21 protein-coding genes are annotated in these 23,317 nt (G+C 73.9%); 17 read left to right on the forward strand and 4 right to left on the reverse strand.

The window, feature by feature from the left end; all coding sequences use genetic code 11:
• Positions 1-13: 13 nt before the first annotated feature.
• Genes glnA4 through ACIBCJ_RS31020 form a run of 4 tightly spaced genes read left to right on the forward strand, consistent with a single transcriptional unit; the run spans position 14 to position 4,646 of the window.
• Positions 14-1,381: a gamma-glutamylethanolamide synthetase GlnA4 gene (glnA4, locus tag ACIBCJ_RS31005; RefSeq protein WP_365980603.1), complete on the forward strand. Its 1,368-nt coding sequence runs from the start codon at positions 14-16 to the stop codon at positions 1,379-1,381.
• Positions 1,382-1,388: 7 nt separating this feature from the next.
• Complete coding sequence (locus ACIBCJ_RS31010) at positions 1,389-2,795, forward strand: aldehyde dehydrogenase family protein (protein WP_365980602.1); 1,407 nt, start codon at positions 1,389-1,391, stop codon at positions 2,793-2,795.
• A complete protein-coding gene (locus tag ACIBCJ_RS31015) occupies positions 2,792-3,583 on the forward strand; it encodes a 3-oxoacyl-ACP reductase (protein ID WP_365980601.1) in 792 nt (263 codons plus the stop codon). Before ACIBCJ_RS31010 ends, ACIBCJ_RS31015 begins: the two co-directional genes overlap by 4 nt.
• Positions 3,584-3,620: 37 nt before the next feature.
• Positions 3,621-4,646, forward strand: a complete 1,026-nt coding sequence (locus tag ACIBCJ_RS31020) for a DUF2510 domain-containing protein (protein ID WP_365980671.1) — start codon at positions 3,621-3,623, stop codon at positions 4,644-4,646.
• Positions 4,647-4,660: 14 nt separating this feature from the next.
• Here ACIBCJ_RS31020 and ACIBCJ_RS31025 read toward each other — a convergent pair whose 3' ends face one another.
• Positions 4,661-5,869, reverse strand: coding sequence for an amino acid deaminase/aldolase (locus ACIBCJ_RS31025; RefSeq protein WP_362511055.1), 1,209 nt, complete (start codon positions 5,867-5,869; stop codon positions 4,661-4,663).
• Between the two features lie 599 nt (positions 5,870-6,468).
• On the opposite strand from ACIBCJ_RS31025, the gene ACIBCJ_RS31030 reads away from it, so the two are divergent.
• The 3 genes from ACIBCJ_RS31030 to ACIBCJ_RS31040 all read left to right on the forward strand — a co-directional run bounded on the left by ACIBCJ_RS31030 (position 6,469) and on the right by ACIBCJ_RS31040 (position 10,090).
• Positions 6,469-7,899, forward strand: coding sequence for a hypothetical protein (locus ACIBCJ_RS31030; protein WP_365980600.1), 1,431 nt, complete (start codon positions 6,469-6,471; stop codon positions 7,897-7,899).
• The gene (gene mycP / locus ACIBCJ_RS31035) at positions 7,896-9,077 is read left to right on the forward strand and encodes a type VII secretion-associated serine protease mycosin (protein ID WP_365980599.1); all 1,182 of its coding nucleotides are present in this window, start codon (positions 7,896-7,898) and stop codon (positions 9,075-9,077) included. Before ACIBCJ_RS31030 ends, mycP begins: the two co-directional genes overlap by 4 nt.
• Positions 9,078-9,358: 281 nt before the next feature.
• Positions 9,359-10,090, forward strand: coding sequence for an SseB family protein (locus tag ACIBCJ_RS31040; RefSeq protein WP_362097288.1), 732 nt, complete (start codon positions 9,359-9,361; stop codon positions 10,088-10,090).
• Positions 10,091-10,129: 39 nt separating this feature from the next.
• Here the strand turns inward: ACIBCJ_RS31040 and ACIBCJ_RS31045 are convergent, their stop codons facing one another.
• Positions 10,130-10,495 (reverse strand): DUF1844 domain-containing protein, encoded by a 366-nt coding sequence (locus ACIBCJ_RS31045; protein WP_030399193.1) that lies wholly within the window; start codon positions 10,493-10,495, stop codon positions 10,130-10,132.
• A 385-nt stretch (positions 10,496-10,880) separates the two neighbouring features.
• On the opposite strand from ACIBCJ_RS31045, the gene infC reads away from it, so the two are divergent.
• The 9 genes from infC to ACIBCJ_RS31090 all read left to right on the forward strand — a co-directional run bounded on the left by infC (position 10,881) and on the right by ACIBCJ_RS31090 (position 20,803).
• On the forward strand, positions 10,881-11,549 hold the full coding sequence (gene infC, locus ACIBCJ_RS31050) for a translation initiation factor IF-3 (RefSeq protein WP_362097430.1): 669 nt from the start codon (positions 10,881-10,883) through the stop codon (positions 11,547-11,549).
• A gap of 113 nt (positions 11,550-11,662) precedes the next feature.
• Positions 11,663-11,857: a 50S ribosomal protein L35 gene (gene rpmI / locus ACIBCJ_RS31055; RefSeq protein ID WP_003977225.1), complete on the forward strand. Its 195-nt coding sequence runs from the start codon at positions 11,663-11,665 to the stop codon at positions 11,855-11,857.
• A 97-nt stretch (positions 11,858-11,954) separates the two neighbouring features.
• Complete coding sequence (gene rplT, locus ACIBCJ_RS31060) at positions 11,955-12,338, forward strand: 50S ribosomal protein L20 (protein WP_004002577.1); 384 nt, start codon at positions 11,955-11,957, stop codon at positions 12,336-12,338.
• Positions 12,339-12,566: 228 nt separating this feature from the next.
• Positions 12,567-13,415, forward strand: a complete 849-nt coding sequence (locus ACIBCJ_RS31065) for an RNA methyltransferase (protein ID WP_362097428.1) — start codon at positions 12,567-12,569, stop codon at positions 13,413-13,415.
• A 49-nt stretch (positions 13,416-13,464) separates the two neighbouring features.
• Positions 13,465-14,604, forward strand: coding sequence for an ATP-binding protein (locus ACIBCJ_RS31070; RefSeq protein WP_365980597.1), 1,140 nt, complete (start codon positions 13,465-13,467; stop codon positions 14,602-14,604).
• A gap of 170 nt (positions 14,605-14,774) precedes the next feature.
• A complete protein-coding gene (pheS, locus tag ACIBCJ_RS31075; RefSeq protein ID WP_365980596.1) occupies positions 14,775-15,896 on the forward strand; it encodes a phenylalanine--tRNA ligase subunit alpha in 1,122 nt (373 codons plus the stop codon).
• Entirely contained in the window at positions 15,896-18,409 is a 2,514-nt protein-coding gene (pheT, locus tag ACIBCJ_RS31080; protein ID WP_365980595.1) for a phenylalanine--tRNA ligase subunit beta, read from the forward strand. The genes pheS and pheT overlap by 1 nt, the downstream gene beginning before the upstream one ends.
• Before the next feature lie 349 nt (positions 18,410-18,758).
• Complete coding sequence (locus tag ACIBCJ_RS31085; RefSeq protein ID WP_362097273.1) at positions 18,759-20,099, forward strand: transcriptional regulator; 1,341 nt, start codon at positions 18,759-18,761, stop codon at positions 20,097-20,099.
• A gap of 143 nt (positions 20,100-20,242) precedes the next feature.
• Positions 20,243-20,803, forward strand: a complete 561-nt coding sequence (locus ACIBCJ_RS31090) for an NUDIX domain-containing protein (RefSeq protein ID WP_365980594.1) — start codon at positions 20,243-20,245, stop codon at positions 20,801-20,803.
• Here ACIBCJ_RS31090 and ACIBCJ_RS31095 read toward each other — a convergent pair whose 3' ends face one another.
• Positions 20,804-21,676, reverse strand: coding sequence for a 3-hydroxybutyryl-CoA dehydrogenase (locus tag ACIBCJ_RS31095; RefSeq protein WP_362097267.1), 873 nt, complete (start codon positions 21,674-21,676; stop codon positions 20,804-20,806).
• A gap of 176 nt (positions 21,677-21,852) precedes the next feature.
• Here ACIBCJ_RS31095 and ACIBCJ_RS31100 point away from each other — a divergent pair, with 176 nt between their 5' ends.
• The gene (locus ACIBCJ_RS31100) at positions 21,853-23,097 is read left to right on the forward strand and encodes a family 10 glycosylhydrolase (protein WP_362511073.1); all 1,245 of its coding nucleotides are present in this window, start codon (positions 21,853-21,855) and stop codon (positions 23,095-23,097) included.
• A gap of 22 nt (positions 23,098-23,119) precedes the next feature.
• Here the strand turns inward: ACIBCJ_RS31100 and ACIBCJ_RS31105 are convergent, their stop codons facing one another.
• Positions 23,120-23,314: a DUF1918 domain-containing protein gene (locus ACIBCJ_RS31105; protein ID WP_365980593.1), complete on the reverse strand. Its 195-nt coding sequence runs from the start codon at positions 23,312-23,314 to the stop codon at positions 23,120-23,122.
• Between the last annotated feature and the right edge of the window lie 3 nt (positions 23,315-23,317).

Here is a 23,317-nt window from a genome sequence, read left to right on the forward strand (position 1 = left end):
GGAGGCTCTCCCCGTGGCAGACCGCACACCCCCGCTCGGGGTCGAGGAACTGCACGCCCTCGTCGCCGCCGGTGACATCGACACCGTCGTGCTGGCCTTCCCCGACATGCAGGGCCGCCTCCAGGGCAAGCGCTTCGCCGCGCGCTTCTTCCTCGACGAGGTCCTGGCCCACGGCACCGAGGGCTGCAACTACCTGCTCGCCGTCGACGCCGACATGAACACCGTCGACGGCTACGCCATGTCCTCCTGGGACAGCGGCTACGGCGACTTCGCCCTGCACGCCGACCCCGCCACCCTGCGCCGGCTGCCCTGGAACGAGGGCACCGCGATGCTCGTCGCCGACCTCGCCTGGGAGGACGGCTCCCCGGTGCCCGCCGCGCCCCGCCAGATCCTGCGCCGCCAGCTGGAGCGGCTCGCGGGGTACGGGTACACGGCTCAGGTCGGCACCGAGCTGGAGTTCATCGTCTTCCGGGACACCTACGAACACGCCTGGGACGCCGGCTACCGCGGCCTGACGCCGGCCAACCAGTACAACGTCGACTACTCGGTCCTCGGCACCGGCCGCGTCGAACCCCTGCTGCGCCGCATCCGCAACGAGATGGCCGGCGCCGGCCTCACCGTCGAGTCCGCCAAGGGCGAGTGCAATCCCGGCCAGCACGAGATCGTCTTCCGCTACGACGAAGCCCTCGTCACCTGCGACCAGCACGCCGTCTACAAGACCGGCGCCAAGGAGATCGCCGCACAGGAGGGCATGTCCCTCACCTTCATGGCCAAGTACAACGAGCGCGAGGGCAACTCCTGCCACATCCACCTCTCGCTCACCGATGCCGACGGCCACAACGCCATGGCCGACGGCGGCGAGGGCGGCGGCATGTCCGAGGTCATGCGGCACTTCCTCGCCGGACAACTGGTGGCGCTGCGGGAGTTCGCGCTCCTCTACGCCCCGCACATCAACTCCTACAAGCGCTTCCAGCCCGGCTCCTTCGCACCCACCGCCGTCGCCTGGGGCCGCGACAACCGCACCTGCGCGCTGCGCGTCGTCGGCCACGGCCGCTCGCTGCGTTTCGAGAACCGGCTCCCCGGCGGCGACGTCAACCCGTACCTCGCGGTGGCCGGCATGGTCGCCGCCGGACTGCACGGCGTCGAGCAGCGGCTGGAGCTGCCCGAGCCCTGCCCCGGCAACGCCTACGCCGCCGACTACGAGCACGTCCCCACCACCCTGCGCGAGGCCGCCGAGCTGTGGGAGAACAGCACCCTGGCCAAGGCCGCCTTCGGGGACGAGATCGTCGCCCACTACCGCAACATGGCGCGCGTCGAACTGGACGCGTTCGACGCCGCCGTCACGGACTGGGAACTGCGCCGCTCCTTCGAACGCATGTGAGGCCCACGTGTCCCACGAGTCACCCGAGTCGCCAGAACTGGTCGTACTGAACCCCGCCACCGAGGAGGTCCTCACCACCGTCCCCGCCGCCTCCGCGGCCGACGTGGACGCCGCCGTCGCGCGCGCCGTCCGGGCGCAGCCCGCCTGGGCCGCCCTCGCACCCGGCGACCGCGCCCGGCTGCTGCGCCGTTTCGCCGCCGTCGTCGACGAGCACCTGGAGGAGCTGGCCCGGCTGGAGGTCCGCCAGGCCGGGCACACCGTGGGCAACGCCCGCTGGGAGGCAGGCAACGTCCGCGACCTGCTCGACTACGCCGCCGGGGGAGTGGAGCGGCTCACCGGACGCCAGATCCCGGTCGCCGGCGGCCTGGACGTCACCCTCCTCGAACCGCTCGGCGTCGTCGGCGTCATCGCCCCCTGGAACTTCCCCATGCCCATCGCGGCCTGGGCCACGGCACCGGCGCTCGCGGCGGGCAACGCGGTCCTGCTCAAGCCCGCCGAGACGACCCCGCTGACCGCACTGCGCCTGGCCGAACTCGCCCTGGAGGCGGGACTTCCCGAGGGGCTGTTCCAGGTGCTGCCGGGGCACGGACCGGTGGCGGGGGACGCGCTCGTCGAGCACCGGGACGTCGCCAAGATCGTCTTCACCGGGTCCACGGCCGTGGGCCGGCGGGTGGCCGCCAAGGGCGCCGCCCTGCTCAAGCCCGTCACCCTCGAACTCGGCGGCAAGAGCCCCAGCATCGTCTTCGCCGACGCCGACCTGGAAGCCGCCGCGGCCGCCACCCCCATGTCCTTCCTGGACAACTCCGGCCAGGACTGCTGCGCCCGCACCCGCGTCCTGGTCCAGCGCTCCGTGTACGACCGGTTCCTCGCCCTGCTCGCCCCCGCGATCGAGGCCGTCCGCGTCGGCGACCCGGCCGACGAGGCCACCGACATGGGCCCGCTGATCTCCCGCGCCCAGCTGGACCGCGTCCGCTCCTACGTCCCCGGGGACGCCGACGGCATCCGCGGCAAGGCCCCCGAGGGCCCCGGCTTCTGGTTCCCGCCCACCGTCCTCACCGGCGTCGACGCGGACGCGCGGGTGGCCGTCGAGGAGGTCTTCGGGCCCGTCGCCGTCGTCCTGCCCTTCGAGGACGAGGCCGACGCGATCCGCCTGGCCAACGCCACCGACTACGGCCTCTCCGGCTCGCTGTGGACCCGGGACGTCGGGCGCGCCCTGCGCGTGTCGGGCGCGGTCCGGGCCGGCAACCTGTCCGTCAACTCCCACGCCAGCGTCCGCTACTGGACCCCCTTCGGCGGGTTCAAGCAGTCCGGTCTCGGCCGCGAACTCGGCCCGGACGCGCTGACCGCGTTCACCGAGACCAAGAACGTCTTCATCAGCAACGCCTCGCCGAGCACGGAGGGCCCCGCACTGTGAGCGAAACGACCGAGGAGACCGTCTGCCGCCGCCTGGTCGGCCGCACCGCCGTCGTCACCGGGGCGGGCAGCGGCATCGGCCTCGCCACCGCCCGCCGGCTCGCCTCCGAGGGCGCCCACGTCGTCTGCGCCGACGTGGACGAGACCCGGGGCGAGGCGGCCGCCGAGGACAGCGGCGGAATCTTCGTCCGGGCCGACGTGACCGACCCCGAGCAGGTCGAGGCGCTGTTCGCGGCGGCCCACGACACCTACGGCAGCGTCGACGTCGCGTTCAACAACGCCGGCATCTCGCCCCCCGACGACGACTCCATCCTGGAGACCGGCCTGGTGGCGTGGAAACGCGTCCAGGACGTCAACCTCACTTCCGTCTACCTGTGCTGCAAGGCCGCCATCCCCTACATGCGGCGCCAGGGCCGGGGCTCCATCATCAACACCGCGTCCTTCGTCGCCCGGATGGGCGCGGCCACCTCCCAGATCTCGTACACCGCCTCCAAGGGCGGCGTCCTCGCCATGTCCCGGGAGCTGGGCGTCCAGTTCGCCCGGGAGGGCATCCGGGTCAACGCGCTCTGCCCCGGCCCGGTCAACACCCCGCTGCTGCGGGAGCTGTTCGCCAAGGACCCGGAGCGGGCCGCGCGCCGCCTCGTCCACATCCCGCTCGGGCGGTTCGCCGAGGCCGAGGAGATCGCCGCCGCCGTGGCCTTCCTGGCCAGCGACGACTCCTCCTTCGTCAACGCCAGCGACTTCCTGGTGGACGGCGGGATCTCGGGGGCGTACGTCACACCGCTGTAGAACACCGCGCGCCGCGTCCTACAGTGCCGCAATGAGCATGACGCCGCCGCCCGGCTGGTACCGCGACCCCACGGCTCCCCACCAGGAACGCTGGTGGGACGGCGCTGCCTGGACGGAACACCGGCGCGCTCCGGGACCCACCGGCTACGGACCGGCGGTGGACCGGACCCCGGGCACGGCGCCGGAGCACGGGCGGCATCCGGCGTCCGGGTACCACCGGGCGCAGTCCGGCCCGGCTCCGGCCGCGCCGTCCCCCGCCGGCGGCGTCCCGGGCGAGCCGTCCACCGGCGGACGCGGGAGGGCCGTCGCCCTGACCGCCGCCGCGGCCGTGCTGGTCGGGGCGATCGTCACCGGCGTGTTCGTCCTGGGCGAGGACGACGCCGGCAGCCCGCGGACGCGGACCACGCCGGTCACGGCCACCGCCTCCGACCCGGCACCGGTGGCCGACCCGCCGCCCCCCTCGCCGACCGCCTCCGAGACCCCCGCGGACGACCCGGCCGTGGTCGAGGACCAGCTCAACGGCGTCACGTTCCCCCTGCCCGACGGCTGGGTCCGGCCCCAGTACGTCGCCGAGGACGACGTCGTGATGACCACGGACGGCACCTACGACTGCCCCGTCGGCGGCGGCGTGTGCCGGCACGGCCTGGTCGTCTCCCGCACCGTCACGGCGAACGCCGAGTCCTCACCGAAGGTCCTCGCGCGGCAGGACATCGAGGACGCGGCCGACGACGCCTACGACCGCGACCTGGTGGGCAACAAGCCCTTCGGCGGCATCGAGTCCCACGAGGAGGTGGCTTCCGGCCCCGTCGCGGTCGCCGGGCGCGCCGGGTACTACGTGCGGTGGCGGGTGAAGACCGCCGAGGGGCCCGGCGGCTACGTGCAGTCGATGGTGTTCCCCTCATCCGTCGGCACCGAGTCCCCGGTCCTCGTCCGCTACGTCTTCGACGCCGGCCAGGACGGACCGCCGCCGGCCGACATGGACACCATCACCAAGGGCATCCGGCCGATCGGCGACGCGGACACCGGCGGCGGCGTGGGCAGCGGCATCGGCCCGACGCCGTGACCGTGCCGGGGGCGTCACAAGAAGGTGCGTCCCTCGCCCCGGTACGTCGGCACCGTCGCCGTCACCGCGTCGCCCTCGACCAGGTGCAGCGCGTCGAACCGCTCGCACAGCTCCCCGGCCTTGGCGTGCCGGAACCACACCTTGTCGCCGATGAGCAGGTCGTCGGCGGGCGAGCCCAGCAGCGGCGTCTGCACCTCGCCGGCGCCCTCCTGGGGGTCGTAGCGCAGCCCTTCCGGCAGGTACGGCACCGGCAGCCGGTCGGCGCCGGCCGCGCCCGAGGCCGGATAGCCGCCGCCGAGCACGGTCACGGACCCCACCCCCGGCCGCCGGACGACGGGCTGCGCGAACAACGCCGCCGGACGGCCGCTGAACGACGTGTAGTTGTCGAACAACCGCGGCACGTACAGCCCGGACCCCGCGGCGATCTCCGTGACCGCGTCCTCGGCGGCGGTGTGCTGCACGCTGCCCGTACCACCGCCGTTGACGAACTCCAGGCCGGGCACCACGGCCCGGACCGCCCGCACCACCTCGGCCCGCCGCTCGGCCAGCTCCCGGCGGGCGGCGGCCTGCATCAGCCGCACGGCACGCGAACGCAGCGGCCGTCCCGCGACCGCGTCCCCGACGCCGGCCACATGCCCCTCGTACGCCATGATGCCCACGACCTCGAACCCGGGCCGGCGGGCCACCGCGCGGGCCAGGTCGGCGACCTGGGCGGGGGAGTGCAGCGGCGAGCGCCGGGCCCCGACTCGCACCCGCCCCCCGAAGAGCTTCAGCGAGGTGTCCAACTCCAGGCAGACCCGCACGACTTCCCGGCCGCCGCCGCTCTCGCGCGCCGCGTCGACCAGGTCCAGCTGCGCCGGGTCGTCGACCATCACGGTCACCGCGGAGGCCAGCTTCGGGTCGGCGGTCAGCTCGGCGTACCCGGCGCGGTCCGCCGACGGATAGGCGAGCAGCACGTCCTCGACACCGGAACGCGCCAGCCACAGGGACTCGGCCAGCGTGAACGACATGACGCCCGCGAAACCGTCCCTCGCCAGGACCCGTTCCAACAGGGCGCGACAGCGTACGGACTTGCTGGCGACCCGGATCGGCTTGCCGCCGGCGCGGCGGACGAGGTCGTCCGCGTTGGCGTCGAAGGCCTCCAGGTCCACGATCGCCACGGGGGCGTCCAGATGGGCGGTGGCCCGGTCGTAACGGGCCCGGTCGGCGGCGCGCGCAGTCATGTCCGCAGCCTGCCAGACAGGATTACCGCGGGGTAGGGGGACGATCCGGGCCAATGCCACGGGCGTGCGGACTGGTTCCCCCTCCCGCGGGGTCACGCCGTAGAGTGACGCGCACGTACGGCGGACCCGAACCCGGCGGCCAGGGCCCGCGCCCCGCGCCGGGATGGCGGCCCTCCCGTGCGGGTATGCGTGCCCGGGACGGATCGGTTCCGCGCCGGGCCGGGGCAGGAGACACCACACCGGCCCGCGTCGGAGCAACGGCCCGGGCCCGAGGAAACGGGGGGTGCATGAGCACGGAAGCGCGCCGCGCCTCCCTCCCCCCGCGCCCCCAGACACCGCCCCGTCGCGAGACCCCCGCCCCTCCCGGGACGACGCGGTCCGACGCCGAGAGCCCGGCCCCCTCCCAGCCTGCGGTCCACCCCCACCCCTCGGCGCACCCCCACTCCTCGGCCCACCCGCGGCCCCCGGCCCACCCGCCGGCCCCACCCCGTCCGCAGGCGCCGCCCTCCGGGGAGCAGCTCCGCCAAGAGCCCGCGCCCCGTGCGGAGTCCGCGCCGGGCCTCGACGACCCGACGTTCCCGGCGGCCCCGTCCCGCCCCGTGACGCCGCCGCGCCCGGGCACCCCGCCCCGGCCCGGCGTCCCGCCCCGCCCGGCGCAGGCGCCGGCGGAGCGCGGCGGCGACCCGGAGGCCGGCCACCCCGCTTCGCCACGGCACGCCGGCACCCCGCCCGCCACCGCCCCGGACCGCGCGGACACCCCGCCGAGGCGTACCGCGACCGGCGCCGGCCGCGCGGACGGGTCCGCCACCCCGGACGGGAACCGGGACGAGGACTCCGGCCGCCCCGCCCCCCGGCGCCGCTACCCGCGCCTCGGGCCCGACGCTGCCCGGCCCGCCGACCCGGCGCTCCCGCCGCCCCGCGCGTCCGCCCGGTTCCCCGACATCGCCCCCACCGCCGGCCGCGGCACCCCGCACGGCAGCGGCACCCTGCGCGGCAGTGGGCCGGCGAAGACCCCGCTGCACCGTCCCGGCGCGCCCGCGGAGGCCCCGACCGAGACGACCACACGCCTGCGCCCGGTCCCGGCGGACCCCGAAGAGAAGCCGGCACGGGAACCCGAGGCCCGGACGCAACCCGCCGCGCCCCGGCCGGCCCCGGCCGCACCCGACCCCGCGTTCTCCTGGAGCGCCCCGGCGCCCCCGGCCGGCGCGCGCCCCCGGATCTCCTTCGGCGAGCCCGAGGGGTACGACGGCCCGGCCCGGCCGCGCCGGCTCGGTGGGCGCCCGCGCCCCCAGGTCCTCGCCGCCGCGGTCTGCCTCGTGCTCGGGGTGGGGCTGCTCACCGGAGCCGTCACGGGCAGCTGGCTCGCCGGGGACTCCGGGGACGACGGCGCGCGCAGTGCGTACACCGAGGCCGCCCAGCTGTGGCACAGCGTGCCCGTCGACCAGCTGTTCCCGCCCACCGTCCAGGGCAAGGGCGCCGGCCCCGGCGGAGCCGACCGCACCTGGACACGGGTGGCCGTCGCCCCCGACGGCGACTGCGCCGGCGCCTTCGACCGGCTGCTCGCCAAGGTGCTCGACCCGGTCGGCTGCGCGCGCCTGCTGCGCGCCACCTACACCGACGCCACCCAGAGCCACGTCACCACCGTCGGCCTGCTCTTCACCGAGGCCGACGCCGCCGCCATGACCTCGCTGGCGGGCCGCTTCGAGAAGGAGGGCCTCGGCCGCCGGGCCGACCTCATGCCACTGCCGTACGCGGTGAAGGACACCGTCGCCGAGGACTTCGGCGCGCCGCAGCGGGCCGCGTGGACCGTCTCCGTCCTCACCGACGCTCCCGTCGTCGTCTACGCCGTGTCCGGCTGGGCCGACGGCCGCACCGTCGACGAACCCGAACCGGCCGAGGAGGCCACCGAGTCCGGTGCCGCGTCGGCCCCCGCCCAGGCCGGGCTCGGCCACGAGGCGCAGGGCCTCGCCGACCGCGTCGAACGCGCCCTGCGCAAGCACGTCGGCGCACCCACGGAGCAGCCCTCGTGACCCCCGCAGTCATCCGCCGCAGGACAGGGGCCCTGACCCTCTTCCTCGCCGCCGCCCTCGCCCTCGTCCCGCCGTCCGCCGCGCAGGCCGACGGCATCCGCGCCCAGCAGTGGGCCCTGGACGCCCTGCACACCCAGGAGGTGTGGCGCACCACCAAGGGCGCCGGCGTCACCGTCGCCGTCCTGGACACCGGCGTCGAGGCCGACCACCCCGACCTGGCCGGCAACGTCCTCACCGGCAAGGACCTGGTCGGCTTCGGTGCGGGGGAGGGCGACCGCTCCTGGGCCCGGCACGGAACCGCCATGGCCGGGATCATCGCCGGTCACGGACACGGCGCCGGCAACGCCGAGGGCGTCATGGGCGTCGCCCCCGAGGCCCGCATCCTGCCCGTGCGCGTCATCCTGGAGAACGGCGACCCCTCCCGCGCCAAGGCCCGCAAGACCCGCGGCAACGCCCTGGCCGAAGGCATCCGCTGGGCCGCCGACCACGGCGCCGACATCATCAACCTCTCCCTCGGCGACGACTCGTCCTCCGCCCACCCGGAACCGGCGGAGGACGAGGCCGTCCAGTACGCGCTGAAGAAGGGCGTGGTCGTCGTCGCCTCGGCAGGCAACGGCGGTGACAAGGGCGACCACGTCTCCTACCCGGCCGCCTATCCGGGCGTGATCGCCGCGACCGCCGTCGACCGCTACGGCACCCGCGCCGCGTTCTCCACCCGACGCTGGTACGCCACGGTCAGCGCCCCCGGCGTCGATGTGATCATCGCCGACCCCGACCACCGCTACTACGAGGGCTGGGGCACCAGCGCCGCCTCCGCCTTCGTCTCCGGGGCCGCCGCCCTGGTGAAGGCCGCCCACCCGGGCCTCACCCCCGCTCAGGTCAAGGGCCTCCTGGAGGACACCGCCCGCAACGCCCCGGCCGAGGGCCGCGACGACTCCCGCGGCTTCGGCTTCGTCGACCCCGCCGCCGCCATCGACGCGGCCGGGCAACTGAAGCCCGAGGGCCTGGAGTCGGCCGCGTACGGGGAGGAGTACTTCGGCTCCGGACCGGACACCCCCGCCTCCGACGACGGCACCTCGGCCTGGGCCGCCCCGCTGGCCGGCAGCGCGGGCGGCGTCCTGGTGGTCGCCGCCGTGGTCCTGTGGCGGGGCCGCCGCGAACACCCGGACGACTTCTGACCGCGGGAGCCGCCCCCGGGCAGGGTGCGGCGGGAGCCGCCCCGGGCAGGCTGCGGTCCCCGGGCCGGCTGCGGTCCCCGGGCCGGAGCGGCCCCGGCCGGAAGGTCCCTGGGGCCGGCCGTCCGTGAACACGCCCACCGCCGCCCGTGCCGCCGCCCCGGTCGGCGCGATGCCTTCAGGCGGATGCCGTGCGGGCCGTGGGGCGGAGGCCGGAAACGGGTCGGAGTTCCCCGAGAGACCGGTGAGGAGCGCCGTACCCGCCCCCCGATAGGGTCGGGACCGTGGCGAACAAGAACATCCCCGACTCCGCCTTCTCCGACGACGACGGCACCGCCGACCCCCGGCTGAGCGCCGCGCTCGCGGCCTGGGCCGAGGACCGCGCCGCCGTGGGCCCGGTGCTCGAGGCGCTCAAGGGCGCCCGGCTGCTCGTGCCCGTGGTCGCCGTGCTCGGCGAGGTGGAGGAGGACGAGAACGGGCTGCGCCGCGAGAAGACCAGCGACATGGCCGTACCGACCCTGAAGGCCGGCGACCGCACCGCGCTGCCCGCCTTCACGTCCACCGAGTCGCTCGCCCGCTGGGACCCGCAGGCCCGCCCCGTCGCCGTGGCCGTGCACCAGGCACTGGAGGCCGCCGCGCACGAGAAGGCCGACACCGTCGTACTGGACCTGGCGGGTCCGGTGCCGTTCGAGGTGACGGGGCAGGTGCTGCTGGCGCTGGCCGAGGGGCGGACGACCACCGACCCGCTGGCCGACCCGGCCGTGGCGTCGGCCGTGCGCGCCGCCCTGGCCGCGGAGCCCGCCGTACGCCGGGCGCACCTCGGACCGGGACGGGCCGACGGCACGCTCGCCCTGGTCCTGGACCCGGAGGCCGACGCGGCGCGGGCCGCCCGGGCGGTCGCCGAGCGGCTGGCCGGCGACGACACACTGAGGGCCCGCCTGGTGCGCGGCCTCGACCTGGCACTGCTGCCGGCCGGGGCGACGCCTCCGGGCGAGCCCTTGTACGTGCGGGGCTAGTGCGGGGCCGGCGGGCTGTCCCGCGGCCCCGGGCGGCGGTCAGCCGTAGACCGCGCCGGTGTACTTCTCGCCCGGACCCTGGCCCGGCTCGTCGGGGACCAGCGAGGCCTCGCGGAAGGCCAGCTGGAGGGACTTCAGACCGTCGCGCAGCGGTGCCGCGTGGAACGAGCTGATCTCGGTCGCCGTCGCGTCCAGCAGGCCGGCCAGCGCGTGCACCAGCTTGCGCGCCTCGTCGAGGTCCTTGTGGTCCTCGCCCTCCTCCGTCAGGCCCAGCTTCACGGCGGCGGCGCTCATCAGGTTGACGGCGACCGTCACGATCACCTCGACCGCCGGGACCTCGGCGATGTCGCGGGCCATGGCGTCGAAGTCGGGATTCGCCGAGGATTCAGCAGGGGTCTCACTCATGCCGCACACGATAGGCGCAGCGGGGGAGCGCGCCCCACTCGGACTCGGTTAGCCCTTCCCCCGCCGAGCTGCTAACCTTGTGTAACGACCGGTCGGACACGTACGCCCACGGCAGCGGATCCGGCCCACAAGTGGAGGCTTTCGAACTCCCACCTGGCCGTCCTCAGGACGGCGGGTCACCGGTCAGGCGGTCCCGCCCCAGCGGCGGCGACCAGCCCGAAATCGCGCCCCGCGGTCATCGCGGCGGTGCTCCGGTAGCAGTTCGAGGAGCCCCGCCTGTGATCGTCCGGGGCATTTTTCGTGCGCCGGCGCGGTTAGGTCTATCGAACACAGACGTTACGCGGCTGTCCGCCAGACCGTCGCGTGGTGCTACCGAGGAGGATCCATCAGCGCCGAGCCCCGCATCAACGACCGGATTCGCGTTCCCGAGGTGCGACTTGTCGGTCCCAGCGGCGAGCAGGTCGGGATTGTCCCGCTTGCCAAGGCCCTGGAGCTTGCGCAGGAGTACGACCTCGATCTCGTCGAGGTCGCGGCGAACGCCCGTCCGCCCGTGTGCAAGCTCATGGACTACGGGAAGTTCAAGTACGAGTCGGCCATGAAGGCCCGTGAGGCGCGCAAGAACCAGGCGCACACGGTCATCAAGGAGATGAAGCTCCGGCCGAAGATCGACCCGCACGACTATGACACCAAGAAGGGTCACGTCGTCCGGTTCCTCAAGCAGGGCGACAAGGTCAAGATCACGATCATGTTCCGTGGTCGCGAGCAGTCCCGGCCGGAGCTCGGCTACCGACTGCTGCAGCGTCTCGCGGAGGACGTCCAGGACCTCGGCTTCGTGGAGTCGAACCCGAAGCAGGACGGCCGGAACATGATCATGGTCCTCGGTCCGCACAAGAAGAAGACCGAGGCGATGGCCGAGGCCCGTCAGGCGCAGGAAGCGCGCAAGGCGGACGCGAAGGCGAACCCCGGCAAGTCGCAGAACGCCGCGGAGGCCGACCTCACGGAGGCCGACGCCGCGGAAGCCGAGGCCCCGGCCGAGGCAACCGCCGAAGCGTGACCCCGGGGGGCCGCCAGTCCCCAGGACACAACCGATACAAGAGCGACGCTCCACACCGTGCCCGGTTTCGCGACCGGGCACCGGAGCGCCACCGACGAGGAGAGTACGGCGCTATGCCGAAGAACAAGTCGCACAGCGGTGCCAGCAAGCGCTTCAAGATCACCGGCTCCGGCAAGGTGCTCCGTGAGCGCGCCGGCAAGCGCCACCTGCTCGAGCACAAGTCGTCCCGCGTGACGCGTCGCCTCACCGGCAACGCCGAGATGGCCCCGGGCGACGCCGCGAAGATCAAGAAGCTTCTCGGCAAGTGACGTACGGGCGCCGCTGAGCGCCGTACGGCAGGACCGGGACCCAATCGATACCGGGCCGCGTGAGGATCACCGCGGCCCCGCTACAAGGAGTTAACAAGTGGCACGCGTCAAGCGGGCAGTCAACGCCCACAAGAAGCGCCGGGCGATCCTCGAGCAGGCCTCCGGCTACCGCGGTCAGCGTTCGCGCCTGTACCGCAAGGCCAAGGAGCAGGTCACCCACTCGCTGGTCTACAACTACAACGACCGCAAGAAGCGCAAGGGCGACTTCCGTCAGCTGTGGATCCAGCGCATCAACGCCGCTGCCCGCGCCAACGGCATCACGTACAACCGCTTCATCCAGGGCCTGAAGGCCGCCAACGTCGAGGTCGACCGCAAGATCCTCGCCGAGCTGGCCGTCAACGACGCCGGTGCCTTCGCGGCGCTGGTCGAGGTTGCGCAGAAGGCGCTGCCGAGCGACGTGAACGCGCCGAAGGCGGCGTGACGCTGCGCTGGCTCTAGCCGGTTGTCGAAGGGACCCGCAGGCTTCGAGCCTGCGGGTCCCTTTGGTTGCCGCCCGGTGCTGTCCGTTTCCGGCTGCGGCCTCGTCGTGGCTGGTCGCGCCCACGCGGCGGAGCCGCACATAGATGCGGCCCCGCGCCCCTGGGGCGTTGCTCCTTGCGGCGCGCGAGCCGCACCCTGCGTCGAGACGATTGTGAAGGTGATGGAACTCATGGCGCCCGCCGCCCCCGAGCTGATCTCCCCCCGTTCCCCCCGGGTCGCCGCCGCGCGGCGGCTCGGCAAGCGGAACTTCCGGGGGAAGGAGCGGCTGTTCCTGGCCGAGGGGCCGCAGGCCGTGCGGGAGGCCGCGGAGTACGGGGAGACACTGGTCGAGCTGTTCGCGACCGTCGAGGCCGCGGAGCGGTACGCCGACATCGTCGGGGCCGCCCGTGAGGCGGGCGCGCGGGTGCACCTCGCCGCCGAGGCGGTGATCGAGGACATCTCCACCACCGTCACCCCGCAGGGACTGGTCGGGGTCTGCCGGTTCCTGGACACCCCGTTCGACGAGATCCTCGCCGCCCGGCCCAAGCTCGTCGCCGTGCTCGCGCACGTCCGGGACCCCGGCAACGCGGGCACCGTGCTGCGCTGCGCCGACGCCGCCGGCGCCGAGGCGGTCGTGCTCACCGACGCCTCCGTCGACCTGTACAACCCCAAGGCCGTCCGTGCCTCCGTCGGCTCCCTGTTCCACCTGCCGGTCGCCGTCGGCGTCCCCGTGGAGCGTGCCGTCGCCGGGCTGCGAGAGGCAGGCGTGCGGGTGCTGGCCGCCGACGGAGCGGGCGAGCACGACCTGGACGCCGAGCTGGACGCCGGCACCATGGGCGGGCCCACGGCCTGGGTGTTCGGCAACGAGGCCTGGGGACTGCCGGAGGAGACCCGCGCCCTCACCGACGCCGTCCTGCGCGTCCCGATCCACGGAAAGGCGGAGAGCCTGAACCTCGCGACCGCCGCCGCCGTATGTCTCTACGCGTCGGCGCGTGCACAGCGTGCCGCCGGAGGGTGCCGCTCCGTCACCGAGAGCTAGTAGGGTGACCGGCTCAGGCCCCTGCGCGGTTGAGAGGTGGGGTACGGGGATGAGCGTCGGCACGAGCAGCGCACCGGGCGCACGGGGAGCGCCGCGCCCGCCCGCGCCCCGCACCCCGGCGGACCCCGCCGACCTCGGCGTCGACCCGGACCAGCTGCCCGACGGCCTGGTCGTCGCGGACCGGCACGGGCGCGTCGTCTGCTTCAACGCGGCCGCCGCCCGCATCACCGCCACCCCCGCCGCCGAGGCCCTCGGACAGCCGCTGGAGAGCGCGCTGCCCCTGGAGGACCTGGAGGGCCGCCGCTGGTGGCAGCTCACCGACCCCTACGGCGGCCTCGCCATCCGGGTCCGCCAGCCCGAGCGCAACCTGCTGCTCCCCGGCGGGCGGGAGGTCCTGGTCACCGCCCGCTACGTGCGCACCGAGCGCCTCGGCCCCGTCCACCGCGTCGTCGTCACCCTGCGCGACACCGAGGCCCGCCGCCGCACCGAGCGCAGCCACGCCGAGCTGATCGCCACCGTCGCCCACGAACTGCGCTCCCCGCTCACCTCGGTGAAGGGCTTCACGGCGACCCTGCTGGCCAAGTGGGAGAGGTTCACCGACGACCAGAAGAGGCTGATGCTGGAGACCGTCGACGCCGACGCCGACCGCGTCACCCGGCTCATCGCCGAGCTGCTCGACATCTCCCGGATCGACTCGGGCCGCCTCGAGGTGCGCCGCCAGCCCGTCGACATCGGCGCCGCCGTCGGCCGGCACATCCAGGCGTACGTCGCCTCCGGCCAGGAGGCCGACCGGTTCCTGCTCCGCCTCGCCCATCCGCTGCCCGACCTGTGGGCCGATCCCGACAAGATCGACCAGGTGCTGAGCAACCTGCTGGAAAATGCCGTGCGGCACGGCGAGGGAACCGTCACCATTGACGTCACGCCCACGGCGTCCCCCCGTGAAGGGGAGGGCACCGGCACGTCGGTCACGGTGAGCGACGAGGGGGCGGGCATCCCGGAGGAATCCATGAACCGCGTCTTCACCCGCTTCTGGCGGGGCAGCAAGCGCGGTGGCACCGGCCTCGGGCTGTACATCGTCAAGGGCATCGTCGAGGCCCACGGCGGCACCATCACGGTCGGCCGCGCCCCCGGCGGCGGCGCCGAGTTCCGATTTACGTTGCCCGTGGCGGCACCGGCGTACCTCAGCTGACGAGCACCTGAGACGGCCGACGGACCCCACGGGCGTAATCAGCGTTCCACAGCCCCGTTAGACTCGGTCTTTGGCACCTTTGCGTCCAGATCCGCAGACGAAGCGTCCCCACGCTGTCTGAGGACCGTAGACGGGGCGTCCCAGCCAGCCAACCGGAAGCACGGGAAGAGATGTCGGCACCGAATAAGTCGTACGACCCTGTCGAGGTCGAGGCGTTGAAACCGGAAGAGATCGAGCGCATGCGGGACGAGGCGCTCGCCGCCTTCGCCGCCGCGGGCTCCCTCGACGCGCTCCAGGAGGCCAAGGTCGCCCACACCGGCGGCACCTCCCCGCTGGCGCTGGCCAACCGCGAGATCGGCGCCCTGCCCCCGCAGGCCAAGGCCGAGGCCGGCAAGCGCGTCGGCATGGCCCGCGGCGCCGTGAACAAGGCGCTGGCCGCCCGCCAGGAGGAGCTGGAGGCCGAGCGCGACGCGCGCGTCCTGGTCGAGGAGGCCGTGGACGTCACGCTGCCCTACGACCGCGTACCGGCCGGCGCCCGCCACCCGCTCACCACGCTCTCCGAGCGCATCGAGGACATCTTCGTCGCCATGGGCTACGAGGTGGCCGAGGGCCCCGAGGCCGAGGCCGAGTGGTTCAACTTCGACGCCCTGAACATCGGCCCGGACCACCCGGCCCGCGGCGAGGCCGACACCTTCTTCGTCCAGGCCCCCGAGGGCGGCTCCGAGTCCGGCGTCGTGCTGCGCACCCACACCTCGCCCGTGCAGATCCGCTCCGCGCTCGACCGCGAGCTGCCGGTGTACGTGATCTGCCCCGGCCGCGTGTACCGCACCGACGAGCTGGACGCCACGCACACCCCCGTCTTCCACCAGGTCGAGCTGCTCGCCGTCGACGAGGGCCTGACGATGGCGGACCTCAAGGGCACCCTGGACCACATGGTCCAGTCGCTGTTCGGCGCGGAGATGAAGACCCGGCTGCGGCCGAACTTCTTCCCCTTCACCGAGCCGTCCGCCGAGATGGACATGCTCTGCTACGTCTGCAAGGGCGTGTCCGTCGGCAACCCCGACCGGCCCTGCCGCACCTGCTCCAGCGAAGGCTGGATCGAGCTGGGCGGCTGCGGCATGGTCAACCCGCGGGTGCTCACCGCCTGCGGCATCGACCCGGAGAAGTACAGCGGCTTCGCCTTCGGGTTCGGTATCGAGCGGATGCTGATGTTCCGCCACAACGTCGAGGACATGCGAGACATGGTCGAGGGTGACGTCCGGTTCACCCGGCCGTTCGGGATGGAGATCTGATGCGGGTCCCGCTTTCCTGGCTGCGGGAGTACGTCGACCTGCCGGCCACCGAGACCGGCCGCGACGTGCAGGCCAAGCTGATTTCGGCCGGCCTCGAGGTCGAGACCGTCGAGCACCTGGGCGCCGACCTCAAGGGCCCCCTCGTCGTCGGCCAGGTGCTGACCATCGAGGAGCTGGAGGGCTTCAAGAAGCCGATCCGCTTCTGCACGGTGAACGTCGGGCAGGCCAACGGCACCGGCGAGCCCCAGGAGATCGTCTGCGGCGCCCGGAACTTCGCCGTGGGCGACAAGGTCGTCGTGGTCCTCCCCGGCGCCACCCTGCCCGGCGGCTTCTCGATCAGCGCCCGCAAGACGTACGGCAAGACGTCGCACGGCATGATCTGCTCCAGCGACGAGCTGGGCATGGGCGACGACGGCACGCACGGCATCATCGTGCTGCCGCCGGAGACCGAGGTCGGCAAGGACGCGATCGAGCTGCTGGAACTGGTCGACGAGGTGCTGGACATCGCCGTCACCGCCAACCGCGGCGACTGCCTGTCCATCCGCGGCGTCGCCCGCGAGGCCGCCATCGCCTACGGCCTGCCGCTGCGCGACCCGGCCCTGCTCGACGTGCCCGCGCCGAACGCCTACGGCTACCCGGTGAAGATCGCCGACCCGTCGGGCTGCGACCGTTTCACCGCCCGCACGGTGACCGGCCTGAGCGCCGAGGCACGCTCCCCGATCTGGCTCCAGCGCCGGCTCCAGAAGGTCGGCATGCGGCCGATCTCGCTCGCCGTCGACGTCACCAACTACGTGATGATGGAGCTGGGCCAGCCGCTGCACGCCTACGACCGCTCCCTGGTCCAGGGCACCATCGGCGTGCGCCGGGCCCAGGAGGGCGAGAAGATCGTCACCCTCGACGGCACCGAGCGGAAGCTGCACGCCGAGGACCTGGTCATCACCGACGAGCGCGGCCCGATCGGCCTCGCCGGCGTCATGGGCGGTGCGAACACGGAGATCGCCGACCACGGCGACGCCGAGAAGGCCACGAGCGACGTGGTCATCGAGGCCGCCCACTTCGACCAGGTGGCCATCGCGCGCACCGCCCGCCGGCACAAGCTGTCCTCCGAGGCGTCCCGCCGCTTCGAGCGCGGCGTCGACCCGCAGGCCGCGGCCGCCGCCGCACAGCGCACCGTCGACCTCCTCGTGCTGCTCGCGGGCGGCACCGCGGAGGCCGGCGTCACCGAGATCAGCGCCCCGCCCGTGCCGCACACGATCACCGTGGCGGCCGACCACCCGGACCGGGTCGCCGGTGTGGCGTACGGCCGCGAGACCGTCGTACGCCGCCTGCAGGAGGTGGGCTGCGACGTCTACGGCCAGGACGAGCTGATCGTCACCGTGCCGTCGTGGCGGCCCGACCTCACCGACCCGAACGACCTGGCCGAGGAGGTCATCCGGCTGGAGGGCTACGAGAACCTGCCCTCCACGCTGCCCCGGCCCCCGGCGGGCCGCGGCCTGACCGCCCGCCAGCGGCTGCACCGCCGCGTCGGGCGTGCGCTGGCCGGCGCCGGGTACGTCGAGGCGCTGAACTACCCCTTCGTCGGCGAGCAGGTCTTCGACCAGCTCGGACTGGACGCCGACGACCCGGCCCGCCGTGTCGTCAAGCTGGTCAACCCGCTCAGCGACGAGGAGCCCGCACTGCGGACCTCGCTGCTGCCGGGCCTGCTCGGCGCGCTGCGGCGCAACGACGGCCGGGGCGCGCACGACCTGGCCCTGTTCGAGACCGGCCTGGTCTTCCACCCGCGGGGCGGGCAGCGGGTCGCCGCGAACCTGCCCGTCGACCGGCGCCCCAGCCAGGACGACCTCGCCGCGCTGGACGCCGCGCTGCCCGACCAGCCCCGGCACGTCGCCGTGGTGCTGACCGGGGCCCGTGAGCAGGCCGGCTGGTGGGGCAAGGGCCGTCCGGCCGACTGGGCCGACGCGGTCGAGGCCGCCCGTACCGTCGCCCGCGAGGCCGGTGCCGAACTGGGCGTCCGCAAGGGCCAGTACGGTCCCTGGCACCCGGGCCGCTGCGCCGAGCTGACGGTCGCCGTCGACGGCGAGGAGCGCGTCGTCGGGCACGCGGGCGAGCTGCACCCGCGGGTCCTGAAGACGCTGGGTCTGCCCGCGCGCACCTGCGCCATGGAGCTGGACCTCGACGCCGTGGCACGGGTCGGCGACGACACCCCGCAGGCGCCGAGGATCTCCGGCTTCCCGGTCGCCACGCAGGACGTCGCCCTGGTCGTCGACGCGTTCGTCCCGGCGGCGGACGTCGAGGCGGCGCTGCGCGAGGGCGCGGGTGAACTGCTGGAGTCCATCCGGCTGTTCGACGTGTACGACAACGCGGAGCAGCTCGGTGAGGGGCGCAAGTCCCTCGCGTACGCGCTGCGCTTCCGTGCGGGGGACCGGACGCTGACGGTCGACGAGGCGTCGGCCGCCCGCGACGCGGCGGTCGCTCTCGCGGGCGAGCGGGTCGGAGCGGTGCTGCGCAGTTAGCGGTTCGGGTTCGCCCGAGGGGCGTGGGGCTTCTGCCGGTCGGCGGCTGCGGGCAGTCGACGGCCGGTCGCGCAGCTCCCCGCGCCCCCTCCGTACCCGGCGGAGCCGGCGAGCCGTCCGCCCCGCCACGGAGTGTCGGGCAGGCAGCCGGGCGGACGGCGTGGATACGGGCCGCCGCACTGTACGAGGGGGAGCCGGCGGCCCGGCCGGCCTCTTTCGAGGCCCCTCAGTCAACCGGCCCGGGACTCTCCGCGACAGCGCGCGCACGCTGCGGGTGCGCGTACTCCGTTCGCACCCCGTGTGCGGGCCGACGCACTACGCTGTCGGCACCGATCCACCGGGGGGCACCATGCAGCCCAACACCCTGCTCGACGCGATCCTCGACGAGGCCGGGATCTCGCACGCGGGACTGGCCGCGCACGTCAATCAGGCGGGACGGACGCGCGGGCTCGCACTGAGGTACGAACACACCGCTGTCGCACGGTGGTTGAAGGGGCAGCGGCCGCGCGGTCAGGTGCCCGACCTGATCTGCGAGGTCCTCGCCTCCCGGCTGCACCGCCCCGTCACCCTCGACGACGTCGGTCTCGGCGTGCCCGGCGAAGCCGCCGCCGCGCACACCGGCTCGCTCTCCGGGTTCGTGGAGCGCGCGACGGCGCTGTGGCGTTCCGACCAGCAGCAGCGCCCGCACCTGCTGGGCGCCCCGGCTCTCACCGGCACGCCCGCCGTGCTGCCGGTGTGGGAGTGGGAGAACCCGCCCGAGGACACGGACGTCTCCCGCGGGGGCCGGCACCGGGTCACCGCGGCCGACCTGGAGATGGTGCGCTGCGCCCGCACGCACTACGAGCAGATGTACCGCAAGGCCGGCGGCATCGCGACCCGCGCCCGCATCGTCGGCTTCCTCAACTCCGAGGCCGCGCCCCTGCTGCGCGGCAGCTACACCGACGCCACCGGGCGGCAGCTGCACCGTGCCACCGGGGGCCTGGTGGCGGTGGCCGGGATCTGCGCGTACGACTCGGACGCGCACGGGCTCGCGCAGCGCTACTTCCACCAGGCGCTCCGGCTGGCCAAGGCCAGCGGCGACCGGGGCCTCGGCGCCTACGTCATCGCGCTGCTGGTCAACCAGGCGCTGTTCACCAGGGAGTACCGGCAGGCCGTCGCGTTCGCCGAGGCCGCGCTGCGCGCAGCGGGCCGGCACATCACCCCGGCGCTCGCCTCCGACCTGTACGCGATGCAGGCGAAGGCGTACGCGCACCTCGGCGACGGCAGCAGCGCCCTGGCCTGCATCCGCCGGGCCGAGCAGGCCGCCGAGCGCATCCGGCGCGGGTACGAGCCCGACGAGACCGGCTACGTGCAGCCCGGACTGGTCAACGTCCAGGTGGCAGAGGCGCTGCTGAGCCTCGGTGACATCGCCGCGGCCGGGGAGCACGCGGCGGCGGCCGTCGACACCCCCGCGCACGACCGGGGACGCGTGCACCGGCTCGCCATGCTCAGCACGATCGCACTGCGGCAGGGCGACGTGGACAAGGCGGTGGCGACGGCCGTACGGATGGCCGAACAGGCCCGGGGGATGGAGTCCCAGCGGCTGCGCGACCGGCTGCGCGCGGTGCGCGAGCACCTGGTGAGCAGTGGTTGCGCGGGCACGGCCGAGGCCGCCGAACTCATCGACGGGGCACTGCGCGTACCGCTGTAGACGGACCACGCCCCCGATGACCCTGCGCCCGCCCCCGACGACCCTGCGCCCCCACCCCTGCGCCCTGAGCGGCCCCCGTACGCCTGCTGCCGGGACGCCGCTGCTGCGATATTGCCACCTACTCGAAGAAAGGTGGCAGAACCGTGCAGTGGACGAAACAGAGCGAACAGAATGTGTACTCGAATCGCTGGTTCAGCGTGAACCTCGCCGACGTGGAGCTGCCGGACGCCCGGCATCTCGACCACTTCCTGATACGGATGCGCCCCGTGGCCGTGGCCACCGTCGTGAACGAGGCGGCCGAGGTCCTGCTGCTGTGGCGGCACCGTTTCATCACCGACAGCTGGGGCTGGGAACTGGCGGCCGGGGTCGTCGAGGACGGCGAGGACGTCGCGGCCGCGGCGGCGCGGGAGCTGGAGGAGGAGACCGGCTGGCGGCCCGGCCCGCTGCACCACCTGATGAGCGCGGAACCGTCCAACGGGCTCACCGACGCCCGGCACCACGTCTACTGGGCCGACGAGGGCACCTGGGTGGGGCACCCCGTGGACGACTTCGAGTCGGAGCGGCGGGAATGGGTGCCCCTCAAGCTCGTCCCCGACCTGGTCGCCCGCGGGGAGGTCCCGGCCGCCACCATGGCGGCCGCGCTGCTCCTGCTGCACCACCTCAGGCTCGGGCAGGACACCCCGCCCGCCCGCCGACGCGCGTGATCAGCCGTAGGCGTAGAAGCCCGAGCCGCTCTTGCGGCCGAGGCGGCCCGCGTCGACCATGCGCTGGAGCAGCGGGGGAGCGGCGTACAGCGGCTCCTTGTACTCCTCGTACATCGAGTACGCCACCGAGGCGACCGTGTCCAGGCCGATCAGGTCGGCCAGCTTCAGCGGGCCCATCGGGTGGGCGCAGCCCATCTCCATGCCGTTGTCGATGTCCTCGCGGCTGGCGATGCCCGACTCGAACATCCGGATCGCGGAGAGCAGGTAGGGGATCAGCAGCGCGTTGACCACGAACCCGGAGCGGTCCTGGGCCCGGATCGCGTGCTTGCCCAGCACCTTCTCGGTGAACAGCTGGGCCCGGCTGAGCGTGCCCTCGGAGGTGGTGAGCGCCGGGATCAGCTCGACGAGCTGCTGCACCGGGGCCGGGTTGAAGAAGTGGATGCCGATCACGTGGTCGGGCCGCGAGGTGGCGACCGCCAGCTTCACCAGCGGGATCGAGGAGGTGTTGGAGGCCAGGATCGCGTCCGGCCGGGTCACGACCTGGTCGAGTACCTGGAAGATCTCGGTCTTGACCTGCTCGTTCTCGACGACGGCCTCGATCACCAGATCACGGTCGGCGAACTCGCCGAGGTCCGTGGTGAAGCTGAGGCGCGCCTGCGTCGCGTCCCGCTCCTCCTCGGTCGTCTTGCCGCGCTCGGCGGCCTTGGCCAGCGAGTTGTACAGCCGGGTACGGCCGATCTCCAGAGCCTCGCCGGTGGTCTCGGCGACCATCACCTCCAGGCCCGAGCGGGCGCACACCTCGGCGATGCCCGCCCCCATCTGGCCGCAGCCCACCACGCCGACACGTGCGATATCTCCCGAGATGCCGGTCACATCGTCCCTTTCGCTGACTCCACGGCTGGCAGCAGGCGGCACGGGGTCCCCGTCGCCTGCTCCGATCGAGCACGTTACCTCCGAATGGTCACGGATCCGTCTTCCGGGTCGGGCATGCTGAGGCCCCGTACACGATCCGTGACCATGCGGATCCGCAGCGTTCAGGAGGTCTGTCCATGGGCGGTGTCTCGCGCCGTGCCTTCACGGTGGCGGCGTTGTCGGCGTTCACGGCCGCGCCCGCGGCGTCGGCGGCGGCCCTGGAGCCCGCGCGGCCGGCCTCCTCGGACCGCGCCGCCGCCGGAATGCGGGGGATGTGGCTGGCCACCGTGGCCAACCGCGACTGGCCCACCCGGGCGGGGCTGCGCGCCGCCGAGCAGCGCGCGGAGCTGATCGAGCACCTCGACAACGCGGTCCGGCACCGCCTCAACACGGTCTTCTTCCAGGTGCGGCCGGCGGCCGACGCGCTGTGGCCCTCGGCGTACGAACCGTGGTCGCAGTACCTGTCCGGCAGCCAGGGCCGCGACCCGGGCTGGGACCCGCTGGGTACGGCGGTGCGGGAGGCCCACGCGCGCGGCCTGCAACTGCACGCCTGGTTCAACCCGTACCGGGTGGCCACCCACGACGACCCGTCCCACCTCGTCTCCTCCCACCCGGCGCGCAAGAACCCCGGGTGGGTGGTGCCCTACGGCGGGCAGCTCTACTACAACCCGGGACTGCCCGAGGTCCGGGCCTTCGTGCAGGACGCGATGATGGACGCCGTGGAGAAGTACGCGGTGGACGGGGTCCACTTCGACGACTACTTCTACCCCTATCCGGTGGCGGGCCAGAGCTTCGACGACGGCGGGGCCTTCAGCACCTTCGGCACCGGCTTCGCCACGAAGGCCGACTGGCGGCGGGACAACATCGACCGGCTGGTGCGCGAGACGGCGCAGCGGGTCAAGGAGGTCCGGCCGGCGGCCCGCTTCGGCATCAGCCCGTTCGGCGTCTGGCGCAACGCGGCCACCGACGAACGCGGCTCGGACACCCGCGCGGGCGTGCAGACGTACGACGACCTGTACGCGGACACCCGCACCTGGGTGCGCGAGGGCTGGATCGACTACGTCGTGCCGCAGCTGTACTGGCACATCGGCAGGGACGGCGCCGACTACGCGAAGCTGCTGCCGTGGTGGGCCGAGGTGGCGAAGGGCAGCCGCACCCGGCTGTACGTGGGCGAGGCGCTGTACAAGTCGGGGGACCCGGCCCAGCCCGCGGCCTGGCAGGACACGGCCGAGCTGTCCCGTCACCTCACGCTGGCCGCGCGGTACCCCGAGGTCCGCGGGCACGTCTACTTCTCCGCGAAGGACGTCGCCGAGGACTCCGGGGGCGCGATGACGCGGCTGGCGACCGACCACTACGCGGTGCCGGCCACCGCCCCGCGCTGAACCACGTCCCCGGACGGCGGCGCTAGAGCTGGATTTCCCCGTGCCGGATCTCCGCGTCGGGGCCGGGCGAGCACACGGCCTCGTGGCCGTCCTCGAACCGGACCCGGTACGGGGGAGCGCCGTCGCGGCCCATCACCTCGACGATCTCCGCGACCTTGTCGTGCTCGCCGACCACCCGGCCGTGCTGGACCAGCTGGTCGCCTGTGATTGCGTGCATCCG

Origin of the sequence: Streptomyces sp. NPDC051136 (assembly GCF_044455745.1) — a bacterium.
Taxonomy (GTDB): Bacteria; Actinomycetota; Actinomycetes; order Streptomycetales; family Streptomycetaceae; genus Streptomyces.

Excerpts from the sequence above, each read along its gene's own strand:
- ACIBCJ_RS31020 (WP_365980671.1), top strand. The coding sequence starts at position 3,621 with ATGACGCCGCCGCCCGGCTGGTACCGCGACCCCACGGCTCCCCACCAG.
- ACIBCJ_RS31025 (WP_362511055.1), bottom strand. The coding sequence starts at position 5,869 with ATGACTGCGCGCGCCGCCGACCGGGCCCGTTACGACCGGGCCACCGCC.
- ACIBCJ_RS31045 (WP_030399193.1), bottom strand. The coding sequence starts at position 10,495 with ATGAGTGAGACCCCTGCTGAATCCTCGGCGAATCCCGACTTCGACGCC.
- rpmI (WP_003977225.1), top strand. The coding sequence starts at position 11,663 with ATGCCGAAGAACAAGTCGCACAGCGGTGCCAGCAAGCGCTTCAAGATC.
- ACIBCJ_RS31065 (WP_362097428.1), top strand. The coding sequence starts at position 12,567 with ATGGCGCCCGCCGCCCCCGAGCTGATCTCCCCCCGTTCCCCCCGGGTC.
- ACIBCJ_RS31070 (WP_365980597.1), top strand. The coding sequence starts at position 13,465 with ATGAGCGTCGGCACGAGCAGCGCACCGGGCGCACGGGGAGCGCCGCGC.
- pheS (WP_365980596.1), top strand. The coding sequence starts at position 14,775 with ATGTCGGCACCGAATAAGTCGTACGACCCTGTCGAGGTCGAGGCGTTG.
- pheT (WP_365980595.1), top strand. The coding sequence starts at position 15,896 with ATGCGGGTCCCGCTTTCCTGGCTGCGGGAGTACGTCGACCTGCCGGCC.
- ACIBCJ_RS31085 (WP_362097273.1), top strand. The coding sequence starts at position 18,759 with ATGCAGCCCAACACCCTGCTCGACGCGATCCTCGACGAGGCCGGGATC.
- ACIBCJ_RS31100 (WP_362511073.1), top strand. The coding sequence starts at position 21,853 with ATGGGCGGTGTCTCGCGCCGTGCCTTCACGGTGGCGGCGTTGTCGGCG.
- ACIBCJ_RS31105 (WP_365980593.1), bottom strand. The coding sequence starts at position 23,314 with ATGCACGCAATCACAGGCGACCAGCTGGTCCAGCACGGCCGGGTGGTC.